A 23,058-nucleotide genomic window follows, 5' to 3' on the forward strand; every position below is an offset into this window, starting at 1 on the left:
ACCGGCAGAGATTCTCTGCCGGTTTTTTCATGTCAGATGTTCACGTAAAGCTTCAACGGCCGCGTGTTCCTCTTCTTTTTTTATATAAATATCATATTGGGTAGTATCGTTAAAGCCTCTGCCGCCAAAGTGAACCGGAATTTTTGTCTTGTATAAAATCCCCTTGTTTTTCAATTTTCCGATGATCGCATAATAGCTCTCCTGTCCGTGTACCGTCCGCAGCAGCTTCCATTTCCGCTGATGCATCCATGAAAATAAGGTTCCTATCATACATGCAAATAGTAAAAGAATAAGAGCGACACTCAATTTTAGCCCTCCTTGTTTGCTCCATATTGACCTTCCTTTATCAGTCTATTCCGTAAGTGCAAATGTTAAAGCATGTATATCAGATAGCTGCGCCACGCAAACACCCCCCTACTTGCCTGACAGCAAATGGTGAAGCAGTCTTTCCTTATCCTCAAAAAATTGTTTCATAATTTTATAATGGCCGGTTTCTTCCAGCGACCTCTCACGCAAGCCTTCTTCAGTCAGCTCCCATATGGCAGCATCCGGGTAGGCCATTAAGAGCGGCGAATGAGTAGCGATAATAAATTGAGAGTTCTCCGCTAGTAAATCGTGCATTCTTGAGAGAATGGAAAGCTGCCTTAAAGGGGAAAGAGCAGCCTCGGGCTCATCGAGAATATAAAGACCGTTTCCTCTAAAGCGATGATTGAAGGCAGCGAAAAACGATTCGCCGTGTGATTGCTCATGCAAGGGCTTTCCGCCGAAGCCATCAATAATGCGGGGTCCCATGCCAGGCTCTTTATCCAGCTCTTCAATGTTTGTTGCTACGTTGTAAAAGGTTTCCGCTCTTAGAAAGAAACCGTCCTTAGGCCTTCTCGTTCCCTTAATAAGCTTTATATAATGTTCAAGTTCAGAATGAGACTGATAAGTAGAAAAGTTAAAATGAAATGTACCCCCTTCTGGATTGAAGCCGGCAGCAAGGGCGATGGCTTCCAGCAAAGTAGACTTGCCCATTCCGTTTTCGCCGATAATGTAAGTAATCTTCGGATGAAGGTCAATGGCTTCTGCCCAGATGAACGGAAAGTGAAACGGGTACGTATCGAAGGAGGGAATAGCTTCTTTCTTAAATCTCACTTGTTTAATGAAGGGGCTGCTGTCATGATTGGTCATTGGTTTCCTCCGCTATCCTGGTTTTTAACCAGTTTAACAAAAATTCATGACACGGATTGATTGAGCTGATAATAAAATACATCAGGCAGCTGCGAAGTGAGTGAATAGAAATTTGGAATTGACAACAAAAGTTTGCCTCAGGCAAAATGAGGCTATATAATAAACGTATTTTCATCATAGTAATTAAACATCATGACTTGTCGGAAAGGAAGATTCGTATGTTAATGGACTCGTTTGCAACTTTAAATCCGGCTGTCCAAGCGTTGATTGGCGGTTTGATGACGTGGGGATTGACTGCGTTAGGCGCATCTATTGTTTTTTTCTTTCGCCAGATCAATCAGAACGTCATGAACACGATGCTGGGCTTTGCGGCTGGTGTAATGATTGCTGCATCCTTTTGGTCTCTCTTGGCGCCTTCCATAGAATTTAGTGAACAAAACGGCCAGGTTCCATGGCTGCCGCCTGCGATCGGCTTTTTGCTTGGCGGTCTTTTTATCCGGCTGCTTGATTTCGTTGTTCCCCATCTTGATTCTGGAGTAGCTGAAAATGAGGCGGAAGGACCGAAAACCGGTCTGTCAAAGACTACTCTGCTCTTCCTTGCCATTACGCTTCATAATATTCCGGAAGGCCTTGCGATTGGTGTAGCTTTTGGGGCGGCGGCGATTGGTCTTGGCGATGCTTCGCTAGTCGGGGCTCTGGGGCTTGCCATTGGAATTGGCATCCAAAATATGCCGGAAGGAGCCGCTCTTTCCGTGCCTCTAAGAGGGGAAGGCATGTCCCGGCTGCGGGCATTTAATTATGGCCAGCTGTCCGCCATTGTCGAGCCGGTCGCTGCTGTTATCGGAGCAGCTGCCGTGCTGGCTGTTCAGCCGGTGATGCCTTATGCCCTCGCCTTCGCAGCTGGTGCGATGATCTTTGTTGTGGTTGAGCAGCTGATTCCGCAATCCCAGTCTGCCGGCAGCAAGGATTCAGCCACCCTTGGCCTGATGGCAGGTTTTACGGTCATGATGATTTTAGATGTGGCTCTCGGTTAATCTACTTCCCCCGCACCTTGATTGAACGTGTGGGGGTGGACAGTTAAATCACAATTTCGGCGGATTCCCGCTTTTTGTCGGCAAGTTTTACATACAGTGCGTGTACAGGAGGCTCTTCAGAGGTCTGGACATCAATCATAAATTGACGGGGATCAAGCCGGCAGTGATGGCTTTTCGCCCATTGCTTGATTTTATTGACAGACTGCCAAATGGTTTGGGCATGTCCGCGGTGCTCCATATAAATGTACTGCTGCGGGGGGATAGAGAGGCTGATCATACCCGATGGAACAATATCGGCGCTGTTGACTTCTATGGCAATACAGTGCGTGATCAGGCAGCCATGCTTCTGCAGGCAAATTTCCATGACCTCGCCGTCTATTTGATTGGGGATCTCATTGGCAAACTGTCTGAATTGCTTCCGCAAATGTGCTTTCTCAGCTGCCAAATTTGTTTCCTGGCAGGTTTTTTGCAAGCCAATTACTTTAATTTCTCCAATGTCTACAATTTTGGGGATCATTCGGACACCTCCGCTTAAAATAATTGCTTGTTTTTCTATTTTACAATAAAACGAAGCTGGATAGGCAAGAATAGAAAGAAAATTGAAAAAATAGAATGTGTAAAAAGAAGCCGGCGCTGATCCCGGCTTCTTTTTAGCGGCAGAGCCTGTCCATGAAAAGCAGGGAGGCTTGCTCGTTTATTCTTTATGGGAGGGCTCGTTGATTTTCACGAGCTGTTTGCCGACGTTTTCACCTGTAAATAAATCAAAGAAGGCTTGCAGAATGTTTTCAAAACCTTCCGTGATCGTTTCTTCATAAGTCAGCTTTCCTTCTTGCAGCCATTTCGACAAGTGCTGAAAGCCCTCTGGATAGCGTTCCCGGTAATCGCCAACCGTGAATCCTTTGATTAATGCGCTTGATTTAATTAAATATTGCTGGATGCGGGGGCCTTGGTCGTTTTTCTTATTGTAGGAAGAAATGGCGCCGCATTGGACGATCCGTGCAAATTTGTTGAGCAGGGGATAAATAGCGTCTGAAATCTCCCCGCCTACATTATCGAAATAAACATCTACACCGTCCGGGCACGCCTCCGCCAGCGCCGTGCTGACGTCTTCTGTCCGGTAGTTAATCACGGCATCTGCTCCAAGCTGCTGCAGCAGCTGGACCTTTTCATCGGAACCGGCAATGCCTACGACTCTGGCGCCGACAATCGTTGCAAGTTGAACCACTGTAGAGCCGACAGCCCCGGCTGCTCCAGAAACGACGACTGTTTCGCCTTCCTGCGGCTGCCCAATGTCCATTAGACCGAAGTAAGCGGTCAGTCCGGTCATGCCAAGAACATGCAGGGAAGTGGTGATCGGACCGAGAGCTGGATCTATTTTTCTTACCGAGCCGGCGTTGACAGACGTGTATTCTCTCCATGGAAGAGAGCCGGTGACGATGTCTCCTTCTTGGAAGCCGTCTGCCTGCGATTGGATGACCTCCGCTATGGCGCCGCCTTCAATCGGCTCATTCAGCTGGAAGGGTTCGATATAAGACTTGCCCTCGTTCATTCGTCCGCGCATATAGGGATCTACCGATACATAGAGGAGACGGGTGAGTACCTCTCCCTCTGATAATTCGGGGATTGCCGTTTCCTTGATGGAAAAGTGTTCATTTGCCGGTGCGCCATCAGGCCGTTTCACTAAAAGAATTTCGCGATTTTTCATTCATTCATGTCTCCTTTTTTGTTTTTCCTTATCCTACCCGTTTGCCGCCAAAGCAAACTTTTTCCGAAGGGGCAAACGCCAAGAAAGAAACGCTAGTCATTTAAGTATTAGGTTTTTTTCATCTAGGAGCGGTTATTTTTTATGTATAATGGAAAGTGAAAATTCCCAATGAATGGATGTCTTTTAGCGGCATAAATTGTATTCAAGGGAGTGCTTTTCTTTGGAAAAAAAGGAGGTGCCGATGATGTCATTGGCATATTTTAATGGAAATATTATCGGAATCGACGACCCTGTTATTCCGATTGATGAACGGGGTCACCAGTTTGGTGATGGAGTGTATGAGGTGATTCGTTTCTATCAAGGGAAGCCCTTCATGTTGAAGGAGCACCTTGATCGCCTATTTATGAGTGCAAAAGCGATTAAACTGGAGATTGGCAAAGAGCAGGAGGAACTGGAGGCGCTGATGCTTGAACTGGCAGGGAAAAGCGGGTTGGCAGACGCGGACCTTTATGTGCAGATTACGAGAGGCGCTGCGCCTAGAAACCATTTATTCCCTAAGTGCCCGGCTTCCCTTTCCATAACCGTGAAACCGGCTCGTGAACTGTCCCATCAGGTGCGCAGTGAAGGAGTTCAAATTGTGCTGCTTCCGGACGAGCGCTGGCAAAATTGTTATATTAAATCCTTAAATTTATTGCCAAACGTCCTGGCGAAGCAGGAAGCTTTTGAACAAGGCTGCTTTGAGTCCGTACTTGTGCGGGATGGAATGATTACGGAAGGATCAAGCACGAATGTATTTATTGTTAAAGAAGGCAAAGTGCAAACAAGACCGTTATCCAGGTATATTTTGGCCGGGATCACCCGCTTAGCTGTCAAGGAAATCACTGGAGAGCAGGGGATTCCTTTCATAGAACGGGCTTTCAGACCAGAAGAGCTCCTTGAAGCCGATGAAGTGTTTCTGACAAGCACGACATCAGAGATCCTTGCTGTTACAGCTGCTGAGGGCCGCAAGATTGGAGACGGGCAGCCGGGACCTGTGACCAGACGTCTGTATGAATGCTTCCAGCAAAAAATAAAAGCGATGTAACACAAAACCAGCTTTCCCGGTCTCTTTATGAGGCAGGGAAAGCCGGCTTCTTTATTAAGACAGGCGATGAAAGCCTTCTTCGTCTAAGTATTGAATTGCTTCTCCATAGGAGTTAAAAGTACCGTCTAAATTTAATCCGGCATACACATTCCACATATCTTCCTCTTCAACAAGCAGGAGTGTCTGATTGTCTCTGTTGATCCAAGTTTCTTCGTAAGCTTCTCCAGCAATGGCCTCTTCTTCGATCGTTTTGGGAGAAAGCGATTGAATGGATTCATCAATGATTCGGCGCAGGTCTTCAGCGGAAAATTCCCGGATGTTTACCATGCCTTTTTTATCTTTCTGATAGCCGGCTAATTCTCCGGCATAAACAAAACCGTTTCCATTAGGATGCAGGTGGTAAACGATGTTCTTTTTCTCAGTAACACTATCGGGAAATTGAAAGTTGATTCTTCCGAGCGATACGTCGTTCCTTTGTAGCTGAGGAAAAGATTCGATGATCGCCAATTTTTCATTAAAGTTCAGCATAATGCCTCCAAAGTTTAAAGATAGAATAAGTTTTCATTATAGCATAACCTATCCCGGGGGCTTTCATAAATTCAGGGACTTTAGTAATTACTTTTCAGCTTTTCTCTGGTAAAATGAAAGAAAAATGTAACATTTCGACAAAAAGCTACCTATTTTTCATAGAGGGAGAAACGCTCATGAATGTATCGAGCCAGAAAAGCACTGAAGAAAAACTGAATGCCATTTCCAAAAAAGCAGCGTTTGCCGGTTTAGTCAGTGCTATGTCTCCATTGAATATCAGCATATTGGATGCTTTGCCCATCCATATTTTTTTAGAAGACAGGCAGGGGCGAACGCTTTTTGCCAATAAGCTGGCCTGCGAAACAAACGGAAAAGAACTCCATGAGCTGATTGGCAAAACTGTATTTGACTTTTTCTCCCCCTCTGTCGCCGAGAAAATCCGCCAGCATGATCTTAAGACGTGGGAATCCAAGCGAATGGGGATAAAGGAAGCCGTCGTGGATTTTAACGGAAAGCCTACTCCTATGCTTACAGGCACGACCATTATTGAAGATCATATGGCAGGAGAAGAGTATTTGCTCGGCTTTTCATTAGATATCAGCGAGCGGGTTGAAGCAGAAGAGAAGCTGCAGAAGCTGGCCTATTATGACCCGCTTACGGGCTTGCCGAATCGCCGCTACATGGAGCATTATGGCAGCAGTCATTTAATGGCCGGCCCTGAGGAATGTTCAGCCGTGCTTGTCTTTGATCTCGACTTTTTTAAGAAAATTAATGACAGCCTTGGCTATGAGGCGGGTGATTTGCTTCTGAAAGAAACAGCCCGCCGGTTGAGAACGCTCGAGAAAGCAGATGTTTTAATCGCTCGGATCAGCGGCGACCGCTTTGCTCTGCTCGCATCCCGGGCAAGCTGTGCAAACGAGGTTTCAGCGCTTTGCGAAAAGGTGCTGGAACTATTCCGGCAGCCGTTTCTTGTGCTGGACAGGAAAGTGCCGATATCTGCCAGCATCGGTGTTAGCATGTACCCGCACGATGGGGAAAGTCTCTACTCTCTGTTAATCCATGCCGGTTTGGCGGTTAATGTTTTAAAAAGTAAAGGAAAGAACGGGTATCAATTCTTTACTGCGTCCATGAAAGAGTTGGCTGAACGACGTCTGGAAAAGGAGATTTCACTCTCTCAAGGGCTGGAAAAGGGAGAATTTATCCTGTATTATCAGCCCAAAATAAATATAGATACGAAAGAAATATATGGCATGGAGGCATTGGTTCGCTGGAACAGAAGCAATAGTTTAATCCCTCCAGGGGAATTTATTGCATTAGCTGAAGAAACGGGATTGATCGTTCCATTAGGAGAATGGGTGCTGCGGGAAGCATGCCGCCAATGCAAAGAGTGGCGCGAACTGGGATACACGCAGTTGAAAGTAAGCGTGAACGTTTCAGCGGTGCAATTTCAGAAACAAGACTTTGCGGAGCTCACGGCCCGTGTTTTAGAAGAGACGGGTTTAGAGCCGTCGGCGCTTGAGTTAGAGTTAACAGAGAGCACGATTATGGATAAGCCAAAGGAAGCGGCCGTGATTCTTTTGCGTCTGCAACAGCTGGGAGTCTCTATTTCGATTGATGATTTCGGAACCGGCTTTTCTTCATTCAGTTATTTAAAGCAGTTTCCGATGAATGTACTGAAAATCGACCGATCCTTTATTCAAAACATTGCAGAAGAAGGGGCCGATCAAGCAATCGCTAAAGCGATGATCAGCCTTGCCCACAATTTGGGGCTTATGATTGTAGCTGAAGGGGTAGAAACAGAAGAGCAGCTGGGGATTTTAGAAGAAGCGGGCTGTGATGCTGCGCAAGGCTATTTCATCAGCCGGCCGCTGACTGCGGGCGCTTTTTTAGATTATCTACAAAGCAGACATTCAAACGGATAACATTTGGAAAAGAGGGAGGCAGGCCTAGATGAGGAAAAAACTTTTCTTAAGCATCGCAGCTGTTTTTTTAATGGCAGCTTCTTTGCTGCCGTTGAACACCGAGGCGGCTGGCATTTATTATGTGGCTATCGGCGACTCGCTGGCTGCCGGCCAAACCCCTTACAAGGAAATTGGCGCCAGCTATACCGACCTGATCGCTTTCGCTTTGCAGCAGAAAGGGCAACTGCAAAGCTTCTCCAAACAATTGGCGTTTCCTGGCTACTCGACCGGTCAAGTGATTGATCAGCTTGACAAGAAGGAAGCACAGGCACTGATTCGAAAAGCGGATTTGATTACGATTTCTGCCGGCGCGAATGATATGCTGCCGCTCATTCAAAATGATTCAGTCCGCGGGATGTTAAGCTATGAGGCCATTCCTGTCGCTTTCGCACTCAACGGGATGCGTAAAAATTACATCAAAATATTTAAGGAAATTCGGCAATTGAACCGGCACGCAGAGGTTTATGCCATGGGGTATTATTTTCCTTATCCTCATGCAAAAGAAGAACAGAAGCGTTCTGTCGCCAATCAGCTTGCGGTGTTAAATGAAATTATTGAGCAGGAGGCGGCAAGGGCCGGCGCTCACTTTGTGTCGGTTGCTAATCGTTTTGGCAACAATGCCGATTCGCTGGTTCCCAATCCGGCGGACGTGCACCCGGCACCCGGCGGCTACCTGGAAATGGCCAACAGTTTTATACAAGCATACGCGCCCGGCAGTCCAATGATACCGACAAGCGTCTTGTCTCAGCTGCCGGCTCCTGTGCCTTTTGCCAAGCTGCAAAAAAGTCAGTCCTCCCATGAAGCAAGGGAGGAAAAGCCTAAGAAAGAAAAGCCGCGGAAGCCGCAGAAAAAAACGGCTTTACAGGAGGGAAAACACTGTAAAGTCAGCGCATATATGTAAATGGAGCACAGCTTTTGGCAAAAGAAAGGCCGTCTAATAAGTCTCTAAAATAAAAACAGGCGGGGAAAAATAGATCATTTTTCCCCGCCTGTTTTTAATTGATAAAGACCTTTCCCAGAAGGAGCTGACGAGCTAACGCCATACTATAATAGGGCCGGGCACATCCTTCAGATGTATGAAAGTAAAAGCCGGCATCGCTTCCGCCGGCCGAGTCCCGAAGAGAGGCTGAATCTATTCAGCGCTGCATAGGAAAAGACGATAATTAAACAATCATCCCCCCTGCATCAGTTTGTTATTGGCATAACACTTGCATTTGTGAACTAACTGGTCCTATGCAGGCCTATTGCTAAACAGACAAGCTATACATACAGAAAGGGAGAGAATGATGGGAAAAGGAAAAATGAATATCGCGCTGATTCAGCATCAATGTGGAGAGAGCCATGAACAAAATATCCAGACGGCTGAAAAAATGATTACAGAAGCGGCCCAGCAGGGAGCCAAAATTATTTGTACACAAGAACTTTTTGCCGGGCAGTATTTCCCGCAGACAATCGATGTGAATAAATATGAGTGGGCTGAACCAATTCCCGGACCAATTTGCAACCGGATGCAAAGCCTGTCGGAAAAGCTTGGTGTCGTTATTATTGTTTCGCTTTATGAGTATGTCCGTGATGGCTTATATTTTAATACGGTCGCTGTCTATGAAGAGGGGGAATATTTAGGGAAGTACCGCAAGCACCATATTCCCGAAGGACCCCAGTATATTGAAAAGTATTATTTCACTGAAGGAGATACTGGATATCCGGTATTTAAAACAAAGTACGGAACGATTGGCGTGTTAATTTGCTGGGATGAATGGTTCCCGGAGCCGTCCCGAATTCTTGCCTTAAAAGGGGCGGACGTCGTATTTTATCCTTCAGCCATCGGTTCAGAGCCGGATAATCCGGAGCTTGATACATCGCAAACATGGATGGATGCGATCCGGGCTCATGGCATTCATAATAATATGTTTATTGCCGCAGTGAACCGAGTAGGGCGTGAGGACAGCAACGAAGGCCATATGACATTTTATGGCCGCAGCTTTATCAGCAATCCGTGGGGAACTGTTATGAAAGAAGCAGAAACAAAAGAAAATGAAATTATTATGGCCGAAATTGATCTTTCGGAGGTCACGCGTGCCCGCAACGTGTTGCAGTTTCATAGAGACCGCCGTCCTGACAGCTATGGAGAATTGCTCAAGCGTGTAATAGAAGAATAAATGGGATTTCACAGCCGTTAAACGAATGTTTAACGGCTATTTTTATGCATAACTCTGCATGGATAAAACAAGATCCTGCTTTTATGCACATTGGAATAAAATATGCTGATTAGAATAATTTTTTGTCGAAAGCAGATAAATAGACTGTCTTTTGGAATAATTTATAATTGGCATAATATTTGCAACAATTAGTTAAAAGGGTTAAGGGGGTTTGTTATGTCACAGGCAAAAGAAATGAACAGGTCGCTGCGGCTGATCCATGTTGTGTTATTCGGTTTTTCATTTATGGCTCTCGCCACGGTTTTTAGCACGTATGGAATTGCTGCAGAATTATCCCACGGGATGGTGCCGGGCGCTTATTTAGTAGCTTTAATTGTGATGCTGTTTACTGCTTACAGCTATGGGCAAATGTCAAAATCTATTCCATCTGCCGGCTCCGCCTATGCTTACACGCAAAAGGCGATTAATCCATATGTCGGCTTTCTTGTCGGCTGGGCCATTTTAATGGATTATCTCTTCATTCCTATGGTAAATTATTTACTATTCGGAATTTTCTTTTCGGCCGCGTTTCCGGCGGTGCCAAACTACGTATGGGTGTTGGGGATGCTGATCGTAGTGACCGTGATTAATGTGAAGGGCGTCAAACTGGCAACAAAAGCGAATGCCTTTATTACCATTTTTGCTGTTGCATTTATTCTTCTTTTCATTGGACTATCCATTAAAGAAATTCTTGGCGGGGCAGGAACTGGTACGCTTTTATCATTGAAGCCGTTTTATAACCCTGAGGAGCCGGCATCCTTTATCATTGCAGGCGCGGCGCTGTTATGCTTTTCATTTCTCGGTTTTGATTCAGCTACAGCTTTTGCGGAAGAAACTGTTCAGCCAGAGAAAACCATTCCGCGTGCCGTGTTTATTATCACCTTGGTAGGAGGCGCGATCTTTATTACGGTGTCGTATTTCGCCCAAAATATTTGGCCGGATTACAGCACATTTGCTAATCCTGATTCGGCTGCTCATGAAATTATTACCTTTGTCGGCGGCAAAACGTTCTCTTCTGCTTTTCTGGCTGTCTATGCTGTGACAGCATTTGGTTCTGCCATGTCTTCACAGGCAAGTGCCTCGCGCGTGCTGTATGCAATGGGACGCGATGGCCAGCTTCCCAGCCAGTTTTTTGGCTCATTGCATCCAAAATATAACACCCCTGTGAACAACATCCTGCTAATCAGCGCTATTTCGCTGCTGGCGTTATTTTTAAGCTTGTCGCTTGTTGCTTCGTTTATTAATTTTGGTGCCTTTCTAGCCTTTACGAGCGTCAATATCGCCGTTATTGCTTATTACTATGTCCGAAAAAAGCAGCGCTCTGTGAAAGGAACCATTCTTTATTTAATCATTCCGTCTATTGGCGCCCTTCTTGATGTCTGGCTGCTTGTTAATCTGGATGTTCATTCCAAAGTATTAGGCGGCATTTGGTTTGCTGTCGGCTTTATGTATATGCTCGTTTTAACGAAAGGATTTAGACAAAAGCCTCCTGTCATGGATTTATCAGCTTAGTATTAAAAAAACAAAGGAGAATGATACATGATGAAAGCAGATTTAATTATAAAGAGTAATGCGGTATTTACCGGTTTGAAGGACGAGCCGGAATCTTTGGCAGTTGCGGTCAAAGACAACAAGATCATGGCAGTGGACACAAAAGAAAAGATAGCTGCGTATGAAGGCGAGCAAACAAAGGTAATTGATGCAGGCGATAAACTCGTCATGCCGGGCTTCCATGATGCCCATTTACATATTATGCTCGGGAGCTTGTTCAGCCATTACTGTGTGTCTTTAACGGAGGCAAAATCAGCTGAGGAAGCAGCTGTGAAGGTTCGGGAGTATGCTGATGGAAAGCCTGAAAACCAGTGGGTGATCGGCACTGGCTGGGATCATACGACATGGGTGAAAAAAGAATTTCCGGATAGGTATATGCTGGACCAGGAGCTGGCTGACCGTCCTGTTCTGCTGCTGCACGCAGAGGGGCACTATGGCTGGGTGAACTCCAAAGCGCTTGAGATTGCCGGCATCACAAGTGAAACCCCAAACCCGGAGTACGGCGTGATCTACAAAAATGAAAAAGGCGAGCCGACAGGTATTTTGATTGAAACGGCCATTGCGCTGGCAGCAGACTTTGCCTACGACTTTCCAAAGGAGCAGCAGCGCGATATGGTAAGCCAATTCCTGGAGCATGCAGCCAGGCTTGGTGTGACCTCTGTCAATGATTTATATGCGAGCCGAGCCCATGAAAAGCTGGAGGCTTATTCTGTTTACAAGGAATTTGAAGATAAAGGAGAGCTGTCCTGCCGCTTTCACCTTTATCCGCCGCTGAATGGCCAAATCGAGGAAGCGAAAAAGCTGCGGGAAAGATATGCGTCAGATAAGCTCCGGACGGCAGGATTAAAGCAATTTATCGATGGCGTTGTCACAGGCTATACCGCTTACATGCTTGATCCTTATTTGGATAAGCCGGAAACAAGAGGAGAAACAGCTTATACGAAAGAACAGCTCGAAAGATGGGTAGTAGAAGCGGATAAGGAAGGTTTCCAAATTCGCTTCCATACAATCGGCGACGGAGCTGTCCGCCTTGGACTGGACTTATACGAAAAAGCGCAGGAAGTGAACGGACAGAGGGATGCCCGCCACGCATTGGAGCATATTGAGGTCATTGCGCCGGAGGACGTTCCCCGGTTCAAAGCGCTGGGCGTGATGCCATCGATTCAGCCGTATCATATGGCGTTAATGCCGAGAGAAAGCCATACAACGCGCGTAGGAGAAGAGAAGCAGGCGTATATTTATCCAAACGCGACTTTGTTAAGGTCGGGAGCAGAAGTATCCTACAGCAGCGACTATCCGATTGTTCCGCTTGAGCCGATGATCGAAATTTATCATGCCGTAACGAGAAAAGACTTCACGCTGAATGACACGTGGAACGAACAAGAACGGGTTACTCTAGCGGAAGCGCTCAAAGCTTATACAGCGGGATCTGCTTACAGCGTGTTCCGGGAAAATGAACTGGGTACAATTGAAGAAGGAAAGCTGGCTGATCTGGTTGTATTGGACCGCAACCTATTTGATGTGCCTGCAGATGAAATCTTGAAAACGGAAGTGGAAGTCACGCTGATGGACGGCGAAATCGTCTGGGAGAAAACCCCTGCTGCTGCTTTGAAATAAGCGGAGACGGTGTAGGCCCCCTTGTGAGAGAACTGACAGCTCATTTATTAGCAGACAAGGACTCGTGCTGCGGATGAGGGACTGCAGATTTCCGTTTCACAGGGTGCACAACGTTAAGGAAGCGGTATAACAATGCTTGTTTGAAAGAGCAGGAGGTTCGGAATATTTCATTCCGAACCTTTTTTTGATTTTTTATTGGTTTTAAAGCCGTTTGAGAGCAGGGTAGATTTCTCCGAGTCCGTTATTTAGACCATTTTGGGATCTTGCCAAGTCTAGTTGGCCATTCTCTTGAGATTCATGGCAGCGAAAGCAAGCATCGCCTGCATCGACAGTTTTTTAAGTCCCCTCAAGCGTTTGATCGATTTATTTTCAAACAGGTAATCATTATCCGGCTACCTTTTTATATTAAACGCCTAGATAAAAAAGCACGGCAGGGATCGTTAGGATGCTCAGCAGCGTAGTGACGAGTGTAGTAAAGGAAACAAGATCGGGTTCCGTGCCAAATTGAATGGCAAACATAGTCGTATTGGCAGCGGCCGGCATCGCTGCCTGAAGGATCAGGACGTCTTTCAGCAGCTGGTTCATCGGCATAAAAGAAACGATGAGGACGGCAAGAATCGGAGAGACCGCCATTCGAATGAAAGTGACCGCAGAAACAAAGCGATAGGCAACCTGCGTTCTGGAAATAACAGCTAGCTGCATTCCGAGGACGAGCATAACAGTTGGGATCGATGCGTCGGCAACGAGGCCGATAGCCTCCATAAAGGCTTGAGGGATATGGATAGCCAGCAACTGGAGCATGACGCCTGCCAGTGCGCCGTGAATGACGGGCATGCGAACGACACTTTTTAGAGATTGTCTAAGAGAGGATTCATCTTCTCCGCCCAAGGAAGCGAAAAAGAGTCCCACTGTATTCATGAGCAGCGATTGAAACACCATCATAATAACCGCATAATCAAAACCGGCGGCCCCAAAGGCGAACAGCACAACCGGCGCACCATAATTCCCGCTGTTCATAAATGCTCCGCCAAGAACCATGGCCGCCATTTGCGGCTTGGTCGCTTCCATCAAATAACTGATATAAAGGATGACCGCGACAAGAACCGCACAGAGAATAAGGCAAAATGAAATAATATATATGTACTCCACAGTCAGTTTGTTGGTATAGAAAGTCCGAAAAGCCAGAAATGGAGACATAATATAAAGCGCAACTTTAGAGATCGACCGAATATCAAAGCCGATGATTTTTTGGCCGAGAAAGCCGGCAAAAAAAATCATGAAGGCGGGCAACACAATCATCAGCAATTCCACAAACATTCCCTCCATCTGGACAACTATCCTTCTTGTCATCGTAACAAAAATCAATGGTTTGGACTACAGCATATAAAGAAAGAGTGCCTGAAAGCATCAAGGCTTTCAGGCACTCTTTCTTTAAGCATGAGCAGACATCTGGCGCTGCAGCCAATGTTTGCCCTCGACAAATCGCGTAACGAGCATGGCGCAGACGGTATTGCCTGTTGAATTCAATAAAGTAGCCGGAGCATCGATGATGGTGCTAATAACAGCGATAATCGGCAAGGCCTCCGGCGGAAAGCCGAATACACTCAGAATCAGCATTTCTCCAATCATGCCGCCGCCGGGGATCGCCCCCATAACGGCGCCAACGAGAAAGGAGACACCCAGAATCGCCAAGATGCTTGTTAAGCTGGTCATATCTTTGCCGAAGAGGGCGAACAGGAAAACGACCTTCAGCACGCCGCCGAAAACGGATCCGTCTTTATGCGTATTGGCGCCGAGCGGTATAACCGTTTCGGCAATGTCTTTCGGTACGCCCATCTTTTGAGCAGCCGTCAAATTGACAGGGATGCTCGCTGCACTTGAGCAGGTAGCAATCGCTGTAATGGAAGGAGGAGCGGCATGTTTCCAGAAAACCTTCACGCCATCCTTTCCGCCTGCAATAAAAGCATACAGCGTGAAGAATACGAAATAATAAAGAGCTGTCAGTCCAAGATAAAGCACAAATGTGCGGGCATAGCCGCTCAGGATTTGCGGGCCGAGCTCCCCGATGACAGCGGCAAAATAACAGCCAAGCCCAATTGGCGCATAATACATGATGATAGAGACAATCTTCATCATGACAGCTGTACCTGAGGCCAGAAAATCAGCTACAGGCTTTCCTTTTTCTTTGGTCATGGCCGTAGCTAGTCCAAATAAAATCGAAAAGACGATCAATTGCAGCATGTTGCTTTTAGATAAAAGCAAGGAAAAATCATTAACGGTAAATGTATTTACCAGCTGGGCAGCAAGCGATACTTTCTCCGTCTCTGCTTCCGCCGGATCAAAGGAATCCATGACCTCTTTAATAGAGGTGAGATCTGTTCCCGCGAGCGGATTGAATAAAAAGGTGCCAGCCAGTCCGATGACAGCCGCCACAGCTGCGGTGGTCAGGAAGACAATCACGATGCCCGCCATAATCTTTCCTAGCCGTTTCATGCCATCCATGCTGGCAATAGCCGAAGAAATACTAAAGAAAACGAGAGGAATAATGACCATGAACATCAAATTTAAAAATAAATCGCCAAGCGGCTTAACGATGGCTGCTTTGGGGCCGAACAGCACACCGGCAATACCGCCGAGAAGAATAGCTGACAGCAATAAAAAAGTAAACTGATAGCTTTTTAGAAAACGTTTCAAAGGTTTTTCCAGCCTTTCTCAAAAAATATATAACTCCTTTATCATATTATTTTTACCGGATTATGAAAAGGACTTCTCTATGCAAAAAAGCCAGGCCTCTCCATGAGGGAGGAGACACCTGGCTTTTGCAGTGTTTATTTCTTTAAACAATTCCTTGATCAAGCATGGCGTTGGCGACTTTCATAAATCCGGCGATATTGGCGCCAATCACCAAGTTGCCTTCATAGCCGAACTCAGCGGCTGCCTCAATGCTGCTGGAATAGATGTTTTTCATAATCGCATGAAGCTTTTGGTCGACGTCTTCAAAGGACCATGGCATACGCGAGCTGTTTTGAGCCATTTCCAAAGCAGAAACGGCGACACCGCCTGCATTGGCTGCTTTGGCAGGAGCAAAGAGAACTTTCGATTCCAAGAAAACATCAATGGCTTCCAGCGTAGATGGCATATTGGCTCCTTCTCCTACTGCCTTTACGCCGTTCTCGACAAGTGTACGGGCCGCTGTTTCATCAATTTCATTTTGAGTGGCGCATGGAAGAGCGATGTCGCAAGCGATATTCCATATATTGGAGCATCCTTCTACGTATACAGCATCCGGATGCTCATTCGTGTATTCGCTGATCCGTTTTCTTTCTTGTTCCTTTAAGCGTTTAACGGTTTCCAGATTGATGCCATTTTTATCATAAATATAGCCGTTGGAGTCACTGCAGGCGACGACTGTTGCGCCTAGCTGGGCTGCTTTCTCCATTGCATAAATGGAAACATTTCCTGAGCCGGAAACTACGACCGTGCTGCCTTTAAAGCTTAAGCCATTGTCCTTCAGCATTTCCTCGACGAAATAAACGGTGCCATATCCGGTAGCTTCTGTTCTTGCCAAGCTTCCTCCGTAACTGACCCCTTTTCCTGTAAGTACGCCGGCATGATAAGCATTTTGCAGCCGTTTATATTGGCCAAACATAAAGCCGATTTCCCGGGCGCCGACGCCAATGTCTCCTGCAGGCACGTCTGTATCCGGACCGATGTGACGAGCGAGCTCAGTCATAAAGCTTTGGGTAAAGCGCATAACTTCGGCATCTGACTTGCCTTTCGGATCAAAATCAGATCCGCCTTTGCCGCCGCCGATGGGCTGGCCAGTTAATGAATTTTTAAAGATTTGTTCGAATCCTAGGAATTTAATGATGCTTGCATTGACGGAAGGGTGAAAGCGGAGGCCGCCTTTGTAAGGGCCGAGAGCACTGTTATACTGAACGCGGAAGCCGCGGTTCACTTGAACTTTTCCTTGATCATCAACCCATGGAACGCGGAAGGTAATCATGCGTTCAGGTTCAACGATTCTTTCAAGAATGCCGTACTGCATATACTGGGGATATTTAGCAAAGACAGGGGTAAGTGAGTCGAAAATTTCCTTTACAGCTTGATGGAATTCTTTTTCCCCGGGGTTTCTTTCCAACACAGTTTGGTATATGCGGTCCACATAAGGCTTTGCCAGCTGCGTGCTTTTATTTGGTGTCTCTTGAGTAATATTCATCTCCATCTCTCCCGTTTTTATAAAGAATTTTGTGAATAATTAAACGATCTATCCTTATCTTACGGCACACTAAATAATCTCGTCAATATCATTAAGACATGTAATTAATGCCTGAATGAGATGGAATAAAATGGAATAAAATAGGTCCCTCTTTAACAGAAGGACCTATTCGATAAGCCGTTATTTGAACAAACCGGTCGTATTAATAAATACGATCACAATAGTAAGGGGAACGAGCCATTTCATCAGCAAGTACCAAGCTGAGTATATACCGCCGGGAAATTGGCGGCTAAGCATAAATTCTTCTCTTACTAATTCGCGGTTCATCCGCCAAGCAATAAATAAGGCGATTAATAAATTGCCAAGCGGCAGTAAAATATTGCTGACTAAATAATCTGTTGCATCGAAGACCGTTTTGTCGAATAGCTGGACATTCGCCAGCAGGCTGAAGGAGAGAGCCGCCGGAATGCCGGCAAGAAAAACAACCGCTCCCGCGATGGCAGCAATTTTTTTCCTTGAAGCCTTTGGTTTAAGAAAAGCGGCTACAATGATTTCCATCAAGCTGAAGGAAGACGTTAAGGTCGCAAACAAAAACAGCAGCAGGAAGATGAATAAAAATACACTGCCAAATGGCATTTGTGAAAATACAGACGGAAGGACGATAAATAACAGTCCCGGTCCTTCAGCCGGTTCAAAGCCAAAAGCGAAAACAACCGGAAAAATAGCCAATCCGGCAAGAATGGAAACGAAGACATTCATAAGTGCAACAGAGCCGGCGGACGCGGGGATACTGACACTTTTATTTAAATAAGAACTGTATGTCACCATGCATGAAAAGCCGACGGCAAGCGAAAAGAATGATTGCCCTAGTGCGTAAAGAACAGCTTCTGCCGTGATGTTTGAAAAATCAGGCTGGAGGAAAAAGCGGACACCTTCCATTGCCCCATCAAGAGTTAGCGACCGGATCACAAGGATAATAAAAAATAAAAACAAGAGCGGCATCATGTATTTATTGGCTTTTTCAATGCCATTTTGGACACCGGATGCAATGACAGCTACGTTGATGAGCAAGAAAGCTGCCAGGCCGCCAATCGTAATCATGGGCGAGCCGGTAATCTGCCCGAATAGCGCACCGTAATTTTCCCCGCTGCTGATCACTTGTCCCCCAAGCGCCATCAGCGTGTAAATAAGTACCCATCCTCCAACTACACTATAAAAGGAAAGGAGGAGAAAACAACCAGCCACACCTAGTTTGCCAATCACGGTCCATAGGCTGTTTGGAGCCAGTTTTTGATAAGCGCTGACCGCTTCTCTTCCTGAACCGCGGCCGATAATAAACTCGGAGATCAGCATGGGCAATCCAATTAATAAAGTAAACACAACAAACAACAGCAGGAAAGCCCCGCCGCCGCTTTGGCCGGTTACATAAGGGAATTTCCAAATGGCTCCAAGGCCAATTGCCGCTCCGGCGGAGGACAAAATAAAGCCAAGACGGGAAGACCATTGTTCTTTCTTTTCCATCACTACTCACCTCTTCTATCTATCTCTGCTCAAACTTCAAAGCTCTGTGCGCACATCCCACAATTCCGGAAAGAAACGGTGGTCAAGCACATTCTTTAAATATTGTACACCTGATGAGCCGCCTGTGCCCACCTTAAATCCAATAATTCGCTCAACTGTTTTCATATGCCGGAAGCGCCACTGCTGCACGCTGTCCTCTACATCTATGAGCTTTTCAGCTAGCTGATATAAATTCCAATAGGCATGGACGTCTTTGTATATCTGCATCCAGGCGGCTTTCACAGTCGGATCTCCCGTGTAGGTCACAGAATAATCCCGTTTAAGAAGACGGCGGTCGATCGGAAATCCGGCACGGGCGAGCGCTTCAATGGCTGCATCGTAAATGCTGGGGGCGTGATAGGCTGTTTTTAATAGAGAATGAAGTTCAGGGTCCTTTTCATAAATAGTTAGAATATGGGGAGTTTTATAGCCAAGCAAATATTCAATTTGCCGGTATTGATAAGATTGAAATCCTGAAGCCCGCCCAAGCTTGCCGCGGAATTCCATGTATTCAGCCGGTGTTAACGTAGATAAGACATCCCAGGCTTGAGTCATTTGCGATTGAATAGCAGATACGCGCGCGAGCATTTTGAACGCTGGCTGCAGTTCAGCTCTGCGGATAGAAGAAATGGCCGCTTGTACCTCGTGAATAATCAGCTTCATCCATAGTTCACTCACCTGATGAATAACGATAAAGAGCATTTCATCGTGATGGCCGGATAAGAGCGTTTGGCTGGAGAGCAGTTGATCAAGCGCTAAGTATTCGCCGTATGTCATGTTATTTGTAAAATCGGTGTGCAGCAGCTCTTCCTGTGGCGCTTTCTTGTCATCAGCTGTCATGATGATTCCTCCTTTCCTGTTCCTTCCTCAAGAGGACGCAAAACAGCGCGGACAGGACTGCCGTCTGCTCCTTCTAGCGGCAAAGGAAGGGCGATCAATTGGTAATCCCCCGGCGGCGCATGATCAAGGACAATATTTTCGAGAATGTGAACCCCGTGTTGGTAGAAAGCATGATGGACAGCCATTTCTTTGCTGTCCGGCACATCCACAGAAGGAACATCCACGCCGATTAAGCAAATGTTGTGTTCCTTGAACAGAGGGGCAAGGTCTGTGGAGAGCGGTGTCACTTTGTCAGGAAATAGTTCCGGGCTGCTGGCAGATGCCGTTTTTAAAAGCAGCCGTTCTGCGCCTTCCAAAGGAAATGCGGCCATTTGTTCCGCATTAATTTCTTGCAGGTGAGAGACATCGATCACCCGCGCTTTGCCAATAAAAATGGACACGTCCAGATCAAGCACGCTTGGCGCTTTAGAATCGAAGTGGAACGGCGCATCCATGTGTGTTCCTGTATGAAGGCTCGTTGTTATTGTTCCGATATTGACTGAACCGGTTTGCTCTTTTGTCACAGAAAGGGAGTAAGAAAAGGGAACGTCACCAGGCCAATGCGCGATCCGGCTATTCAGCGGCTGCGAGATATCTATCCATTGTTTTTGCATCAAGTTTTCAGCCTCCTCCTTCGTATGTGTATTTTGTTCTGTCCCGGTTTATTCGGCTCTTTACTTATTTGCTGCTTGCATCTTAGGGAGAAGGCTTTTTTTGACTATCAGTGAATGGCGGGGTGAGGCTGCTTGGCTCATTGACAGAAAACTATTTCCAATTCTTTTGCCTTACAGTATAATGAGTAATTAATCATCAGGAAAAGGCAGGGTTTTATTTATGGAGACAAACGTAAAGACCACCCCTTTGATGCAGGAAAAAGGGGAGACAAATCGCGGCAGATTGCTCGTCAAGTGTCCGGACCGTCCCGGAATTGTCGCGGCGATTTCCAAATTTTTGTCTGACTTTCAAGCGAACATCATTGAATCCAGCCAGTATTCCAGCGATCCGGAAGGCGGCACGTTTTTTATTCGCATCGAATTTGACTGTCCGTCCCTGGAGGAGAAGAAAGCAGCACTGGAGGCTGACTTCCAAGCGCTGGCTCAGGAATTTACAATGGATTATCAATTTACCTATACAGAAGACAGAAAACGGACGGCGATCTTTGTTTCGAAAGAGCCGCACTGTTTGCTCGAACTGCTATGGGAATGGCAGAGCGGTGACCTGCCGACAGATATTGCGCTCGTTATCAGCAATCATGAAGAGGCGAGAGGAATGGTTGAATCCTTGGGGATCCCGTTTTGCTATATTCCGGCCAACAAGGACATCCGCAAGCAGGTAGAACAAGAACAAATTGCATTGTTAAAAGAGCATCAAATTGATTTAATTGTTCTTGCCCGCTACATGCAAATTTTAACGCCTGATTTTGTCAGCGAATTTCCAAATCAGATTATTAACATTCACCACTCTTTCTTGCCGGCTTTCATCGGCGCCCGTCCTTACGAGCGTGCATACGGCCGCGGAGTAAAGCTGATTGGTGCAACCTCACACTATGTAACTAATGATCTTGATGAAGGCCCGATCATTGAACAGGATATTGAGCGGGTGAACCACCGCGATCATGTGGCTGATTTGAAGAAGATTGGCCGCTCAATTGAACGCCGCGTATTGGCAAGAGCAGTTAAATGGCACTTGGAAGACCGTGTGATTGTCCACGAAAACAAGACGATTGTGTTCCAATAAGAAAAAAAGCTGCCCCGGTGAAGCAATGGCGCCAATTATTGGCGGGATGCTTCGTCGGCGGCAGCTTTTTCATTGTACATATAAAGCTTGTTTTTCCCCGTTTTCTTCGCTTTGTACATAGCTTGGTCCGCTTTTTTAATTAAGACATCCAGGTGCCGGCCATCTTTCGGAAAAAGGCTGATCCCAACGCTGGCGGATAATGTGGCCGTCACGTCATGCAAATCAACGGGACGGGTAATTGTTTCGCAAATTCGTCCAGCAAGATCCGCTGCTTCGTCTTGCTCGTGTACATGCGCTGCAAAGAGAATAAATTCGTCTCCTCCAAGGCGGGAAACCATATCTTCCGGACGGATCACCTTCTGTATGCGCTCCGCTATTTTTTGCAGCAGCAAATCCCCCTGATCATGCCCGTAAGTATCATTTACTTCTTTAAAGCCGTCAAGGTCAATAAACAAAAGGGCGCTTATTTGCCCCGATCCCTCTATTTTTTGTAAAAGTCTGGATACTTCACTGTAAAAGAATGTGCGGTTCGGCAAATGAGTAAGACTGTCCTTGTAGGCTAGCTCAGTAATGTGCTGGCGGTAGTTGTCAAGGGATTCCACCATCGTGTTGAATTCGCGTTCGAGTGAAGAGATCTCATCATTTCCTTTTACAGGGAAACGGGCGGATAAATCGTTGCTTTCCTGGATGGCAATCATATGATTCATTAGGCGCTGAAGACGCCGGAAGACTGTTCTGTCCACAAAGAAAAGTGTCCCTCTTAATAATAAAAACGAGGCTGCAGCAATTAAGACCAATACGTAAAAGATCCTTTTTTGTCCATTGTGATAAAGCTGTCTGTCATTAGCAACTTGCAATACAGCAGCAGTCTGGCCCTCTAAATCAGGAAGCGCCGCATATACCTTATACTGATCGGTTTGGCTCATATCGGTCCAAATGGCAGCAGATTTAAGAGAATGCGGTGCGCCTGTTTCTTCGATTGGCGGAACTGGCATTTTCTTCAGGTTAGACAGTTCCACCGGAAGAAGAGTGTCGGTTTGCAGCTGATCCATTACTTGCTGGTCCAGATAGCGTCCGGCAATCAGTGTACCGGCAGGCGGACCGGTGGAATCACTTTTTACAATAGGGTGTGAAGAAAGGAGCATTGGCCCCTCGCGAAGTTGAAGAAGGCCCGAGAAAGACTGACGTGTTGCCACACTTTCTGATAATGGGCCAGTTGTTAGTTTTTCCAGAAGAGAAGCGGAAACTGCAGCTCTTCTCTTTTCATCCAGTCTGACCGCTTTTTTAAATACTACTTTTTGATCGGTATTTAAAATAATGAGGACGTTAAATTCATTAACAAATAAGGTTTGGTCGAGCAAATTGCTTTTTTCATAAGCCTGATTGGGGCTTTTTACATATTTATACGTATCATCCCATTCTGCATAATCGAATGAACGGGCGGCAAGATGATCCTCCATCTTAGCAAGCAAATGCAGCACCCGCTGCATGTTTTCCCTTGCTTGGGCATTTTCAAGAGACTTAAAGTGGTTCCATATAAAAAGATGAACGGCCAAGTATACAATACCAAGTCCTGATATAACGGCAACGGTAAAGGATAAAATAATTTTTCGGCGAAGGGACATGATCAGTTTTTCTCCTGTATAGTTATAAAAGCCTATTGAATATACCTCATTTGCAACTATATTAAACCTTTTTCTCCTAACAGAATAGGTCACTGACTTTCCGCATGTCTAATTTTTACAATTAGGAATTTAAGAAGGAGTCCATTTTCTTTTCTCGAATACAAATGATAAATCATGATACGTTTTT

Annotated in this window: 20 protein-coding genes; 8 read left to right on the forward strand and 12 right to left on the reverse strand. The window is 46.1% G+C overall.

The genetic code is table 11. The annotated features are described in order from the left end of the window. Nucleotides 1-27: 27 nt before the first annotated feature. Together B1A98_RS12295 and B1A98_RS12300 are read right to left on the reverse strand one after the other, a co-directional pair. A complete protein-coding gene (locus B1A98_RS12295; protein WP_063386128.1) occupies nt 28-306 on the reverse strand; it encodes a hypothetical protein in 279 nt (92 codons plus the stop codon). A 108-nt stretch (nt 307-414) separates the two neighbouring features. Further along, nucleotides 415-1,173 (reverse strand): AAA family ATPase, encoded by a 759-nt coding sequence (locus B1A98_RS12300; RefSeq protein ID WP_063386129.1) that lies wholly within the window; start codon nt 1,171-1,173, stop codon nt 415-417. Nucleotides 1,174-1,391: 218 nt separating this feature from the next. Between B1A98_RS12300 and B1A98_RS12305 the strand changes: the two genes are divergently transcribed. Continuing rightward, nucleotides 1,392-2,207 carry a ZIP family metal transporter gene (locus B1A98_RS12305; protein WP_063386130.1) on the forward strand — a complete coding sequence of 272 codons (816 nt, stop codon included), beginning with the start codon at nt 1,392-1,394 and terminating at the stop codon, nt 2,205-2,207. 43 nt (nt 2,208-2,250) lie between these two features. Here B1A98_RS12305 and B1A98_RS12310 read toward each other — a convergent pair whose 3' ends face one another. Beyond that, nucleotides 2,251-2,724, reverse strand: a complete 474-nt coding sequence (locus tag B1A98_RS12310; RefSeq protein WP_063386131.1) for a GyrI-like domain-containing protein — start codon at nt 2,722-2,724, stop codon at nt 2,251-2,253. 177 nt (nt 2,725-2,901) lie between these two features. Beyond that, a complete protein-coding gene (locus B1A98_RS12315; protein ID WP_063386132.1) occupies nt 2,902-3,912 on the reverse strand; it encodes an NADP-dependent oxidoreductase in 1,011 nt (336 codons plus the stop codon). Nucleotides 3,913-4,153: 241 nt separating this feature from the next. On the opposite strand from B1A98_RS12315, the gene dat reads away from it, so the two are divergent. Next, the gene (gene dat / locus B1A98_RS12320; protein ID WP_305954915.1) at nt 4,154-4,996 is read left to right on the forward strand and encodes a D-amino-acid transaminase; all 843 of its coding nucleotides are present in this window, start codon (nt 4,154-4,156) and stop codon (nt 4,994-4,996) included. Between the two features lie 54 nt (nt 4,997-5,050). Here dat and B1A98_RS12325 read toward each other — a convergent pair whose 3' ends face one another. Further along, nucleotides 5,051-5,524 (reverse strand): hypothetical protein, encoded by a 474-nt coding sequence (locus B1A98_RS12325; protein ID WP_063386134.1) that lies wholly within the window; start codon nt 5,522-5,524, stop codon nt 5,051-5,053. 176 nt (nt 5,525-5,700) lie between these two features. On the opposite strand from B1A98_RS12325, the gene B1A98_RS12330 reads away from it, so the two are divergent. The 5 genes from B1A98_RS12330 (at nt 5,701) to B1A98_RS12350 (ending at nt 12,851) form a co-directional block, all read left to right on the forward strand. Beyond that, entirely contained in the window at nt 5,701-7,446 is a 1,746-nt protein-coding gene (locus tag B1A98_RS12330; RefSeq protein WP_063386135.1) for a sensor domain-containing protein, read from the forward strand. Nucleotides 7,447-7,474: 28 nt separating this feature from the next. After that, nucleotides 7,475-8,386, forward strand: a complete 912-nt coding sequence (locus B1A98_RS12335) for an SGNH/GDSL hydrolase family protein (protein ID WP_063386136.1) — start codon at nt 7,475-7,477, stop codon at nt 8,384-8,386. Nucleotides 8,387-8,768: 382 nt separating this feature from the next. Then, the gene (locus B1A98_RS12340) at nt 8,769-9,644 is read left to right on the forward strand and encodes a carbon-nitrogen hydrolase (RefSeq protein WP_240492531.1); all 876 of its coding nucleotides are present in this window, start codon (nt 8,769-8,771) and stop codon (nt 9,642-9,644) included. 216 nt (nt 9,645-9,860) lie between these two features. Then, on the forward strand, nt 9,861-11,195 hold the full coding sequence (locus B1A98_RS12345; protein WP_063386138.1) for an APC family permease: 1,335 nt from the start codon (nt 9,861-9,863) through the stop codon (nt 11,193-11,195). Nucleotides 11,196-11,222: 27 nt separating this feature from the next. Continuing rightward, nucleotides 11,223-12,851 (forward strand): amidohydrolase, encoded by a 1,629-nt coding sequence (locus tag B1A98_RS12350; RefSeq protein WP_063386139.1) that lies wholly within the window; start codon nt 11,223-11,225, stop codon nt 12,849-12,851. Between the two features lie 405 nt (nt 12,852-13,256). Here the strand turns inward: B1A98_RS12350 and B1A98_RS12360 are convergent, their stop codons facing one another. The 6 genes from B1A98_RS12360 to kynB all read right to left on the reverse strand — a co-directional run bounded on the left by B1A98_RS12360 (nt 13,257) and on the right by kynB (nt 20,126). Further along, nucleotides 13,257-14,162, reverse strand: coding sequence for an AEC family transporter (locus tag B1A98_RS12360; protein WP_063386155.1), 906 nt, complete (start codon nt 14,160-14,162; stop codon nt 13,257-13,259). Nucleotides 14,163-14,282: 120 nt separating this feature from the next. Next, nucleotides 14,283-15,545 (reverse strand): dicarboxylate/amino acid:cation symporter, encoded by a 1,263-nt coding sequence (locus tag B1A98_RS12365; protein WP_041113827.1) that lies wholly within the window; start codon nt 15,543-15,545, stop codon nt 14,283-14,285. A 142-nt stretch (nt 15,546-15,687) separates the two neighbouring features. Beyond that, nucleotides 15,688-17,070: an NADP-specific glutamate dehydrogenase gene (gene gdhA, locus B1A98_RS12370; protein WP_063386140.1), complete on the reverse strand. Its 1,383-nt coding sequence runs from the start codon at nt 17,068-17,070 to the stop codon at nt 15,688-15,690. A gap of 180 nt (nt 17,071-17,250) precedes the next feature. Continuing rightward, complete coding sequence (locus B1A98_RS12375; protein WP_063386141.1) at nt 17,251-18,591, reverse strand: sodium-dependent transporter; 1,341 nt, start codon at nt 18,589-18,591, stop codon at nt 17,251-17,253. A 36-nt stretch (nt 18,592-18,627) separates the two neighbouring features. Further along, nucleotides 18,628-19,470 carry a tryptophan 2,3-dioxygenase gene (kynA, locus tag B1A98_RS12380; protein ID WP_063386142.1) on the reverse strand — a complete coding sequence of 281 codons (843 nt, stop codon included), beginning with the start codon at nt 19,468-19,470 and terminating at the stop codon, nt 18,628-18,630. Next, the gene (gene kynB, locus B1A98_RS12385) at nt 19,467-20,126 is read right to left on the reverse strand and encodes an arylformamidase (RefSeq protein WP_087903764.1); all 660 of its coding nucleotides are present in this window, start codon (nt 20,124-20,126) and stop codon (nt 19,467-19,469) included. Before kynB ends, kynA begins: the two co-directional genes overlap by 4 nt. Before the next feature lie 217 nt (nt 20,127-20,343). Between kynB and purU the strand changes: the two genes are divergently transcribed. Beyond that, a complete protein-coding gene (purU, locus tag B1A98_RS12390; protein WP_063386143.1) occupies nt 20,344-21,246 on the forward strand; it encodes a formyltetrahydrofolate deformylase in 903 nt (300 codons plus the stop codon). Between the two features lie 35 nt (nt 21,247-21,281). Here the strand turns inward: purU and B1A98_RS12395 are convergent, their stop codons facing one another. Further along, nucleotides 21,282-22,871, reverse strand: coding sequence for a sensor domain-containing diguanylate cyclase (locus tag B1A98_RS12395; RefSeq protein ID WP_063386144.1), 1,590 nt, complete (start codon nt 22,869-22,871; stop codon nt 21,282-21,284). Nucleotides 22,872-23,058 lie beyond the last annotated feature (187 nt).

The organism is Pseudobacillus badius (assembly GCF_002189605.1).
GTDB lineage: Bacteria > Bacillota > Bacilli > Bacillales > Domibacillaceae > Pseudobacillus > Pseudobacillus badius.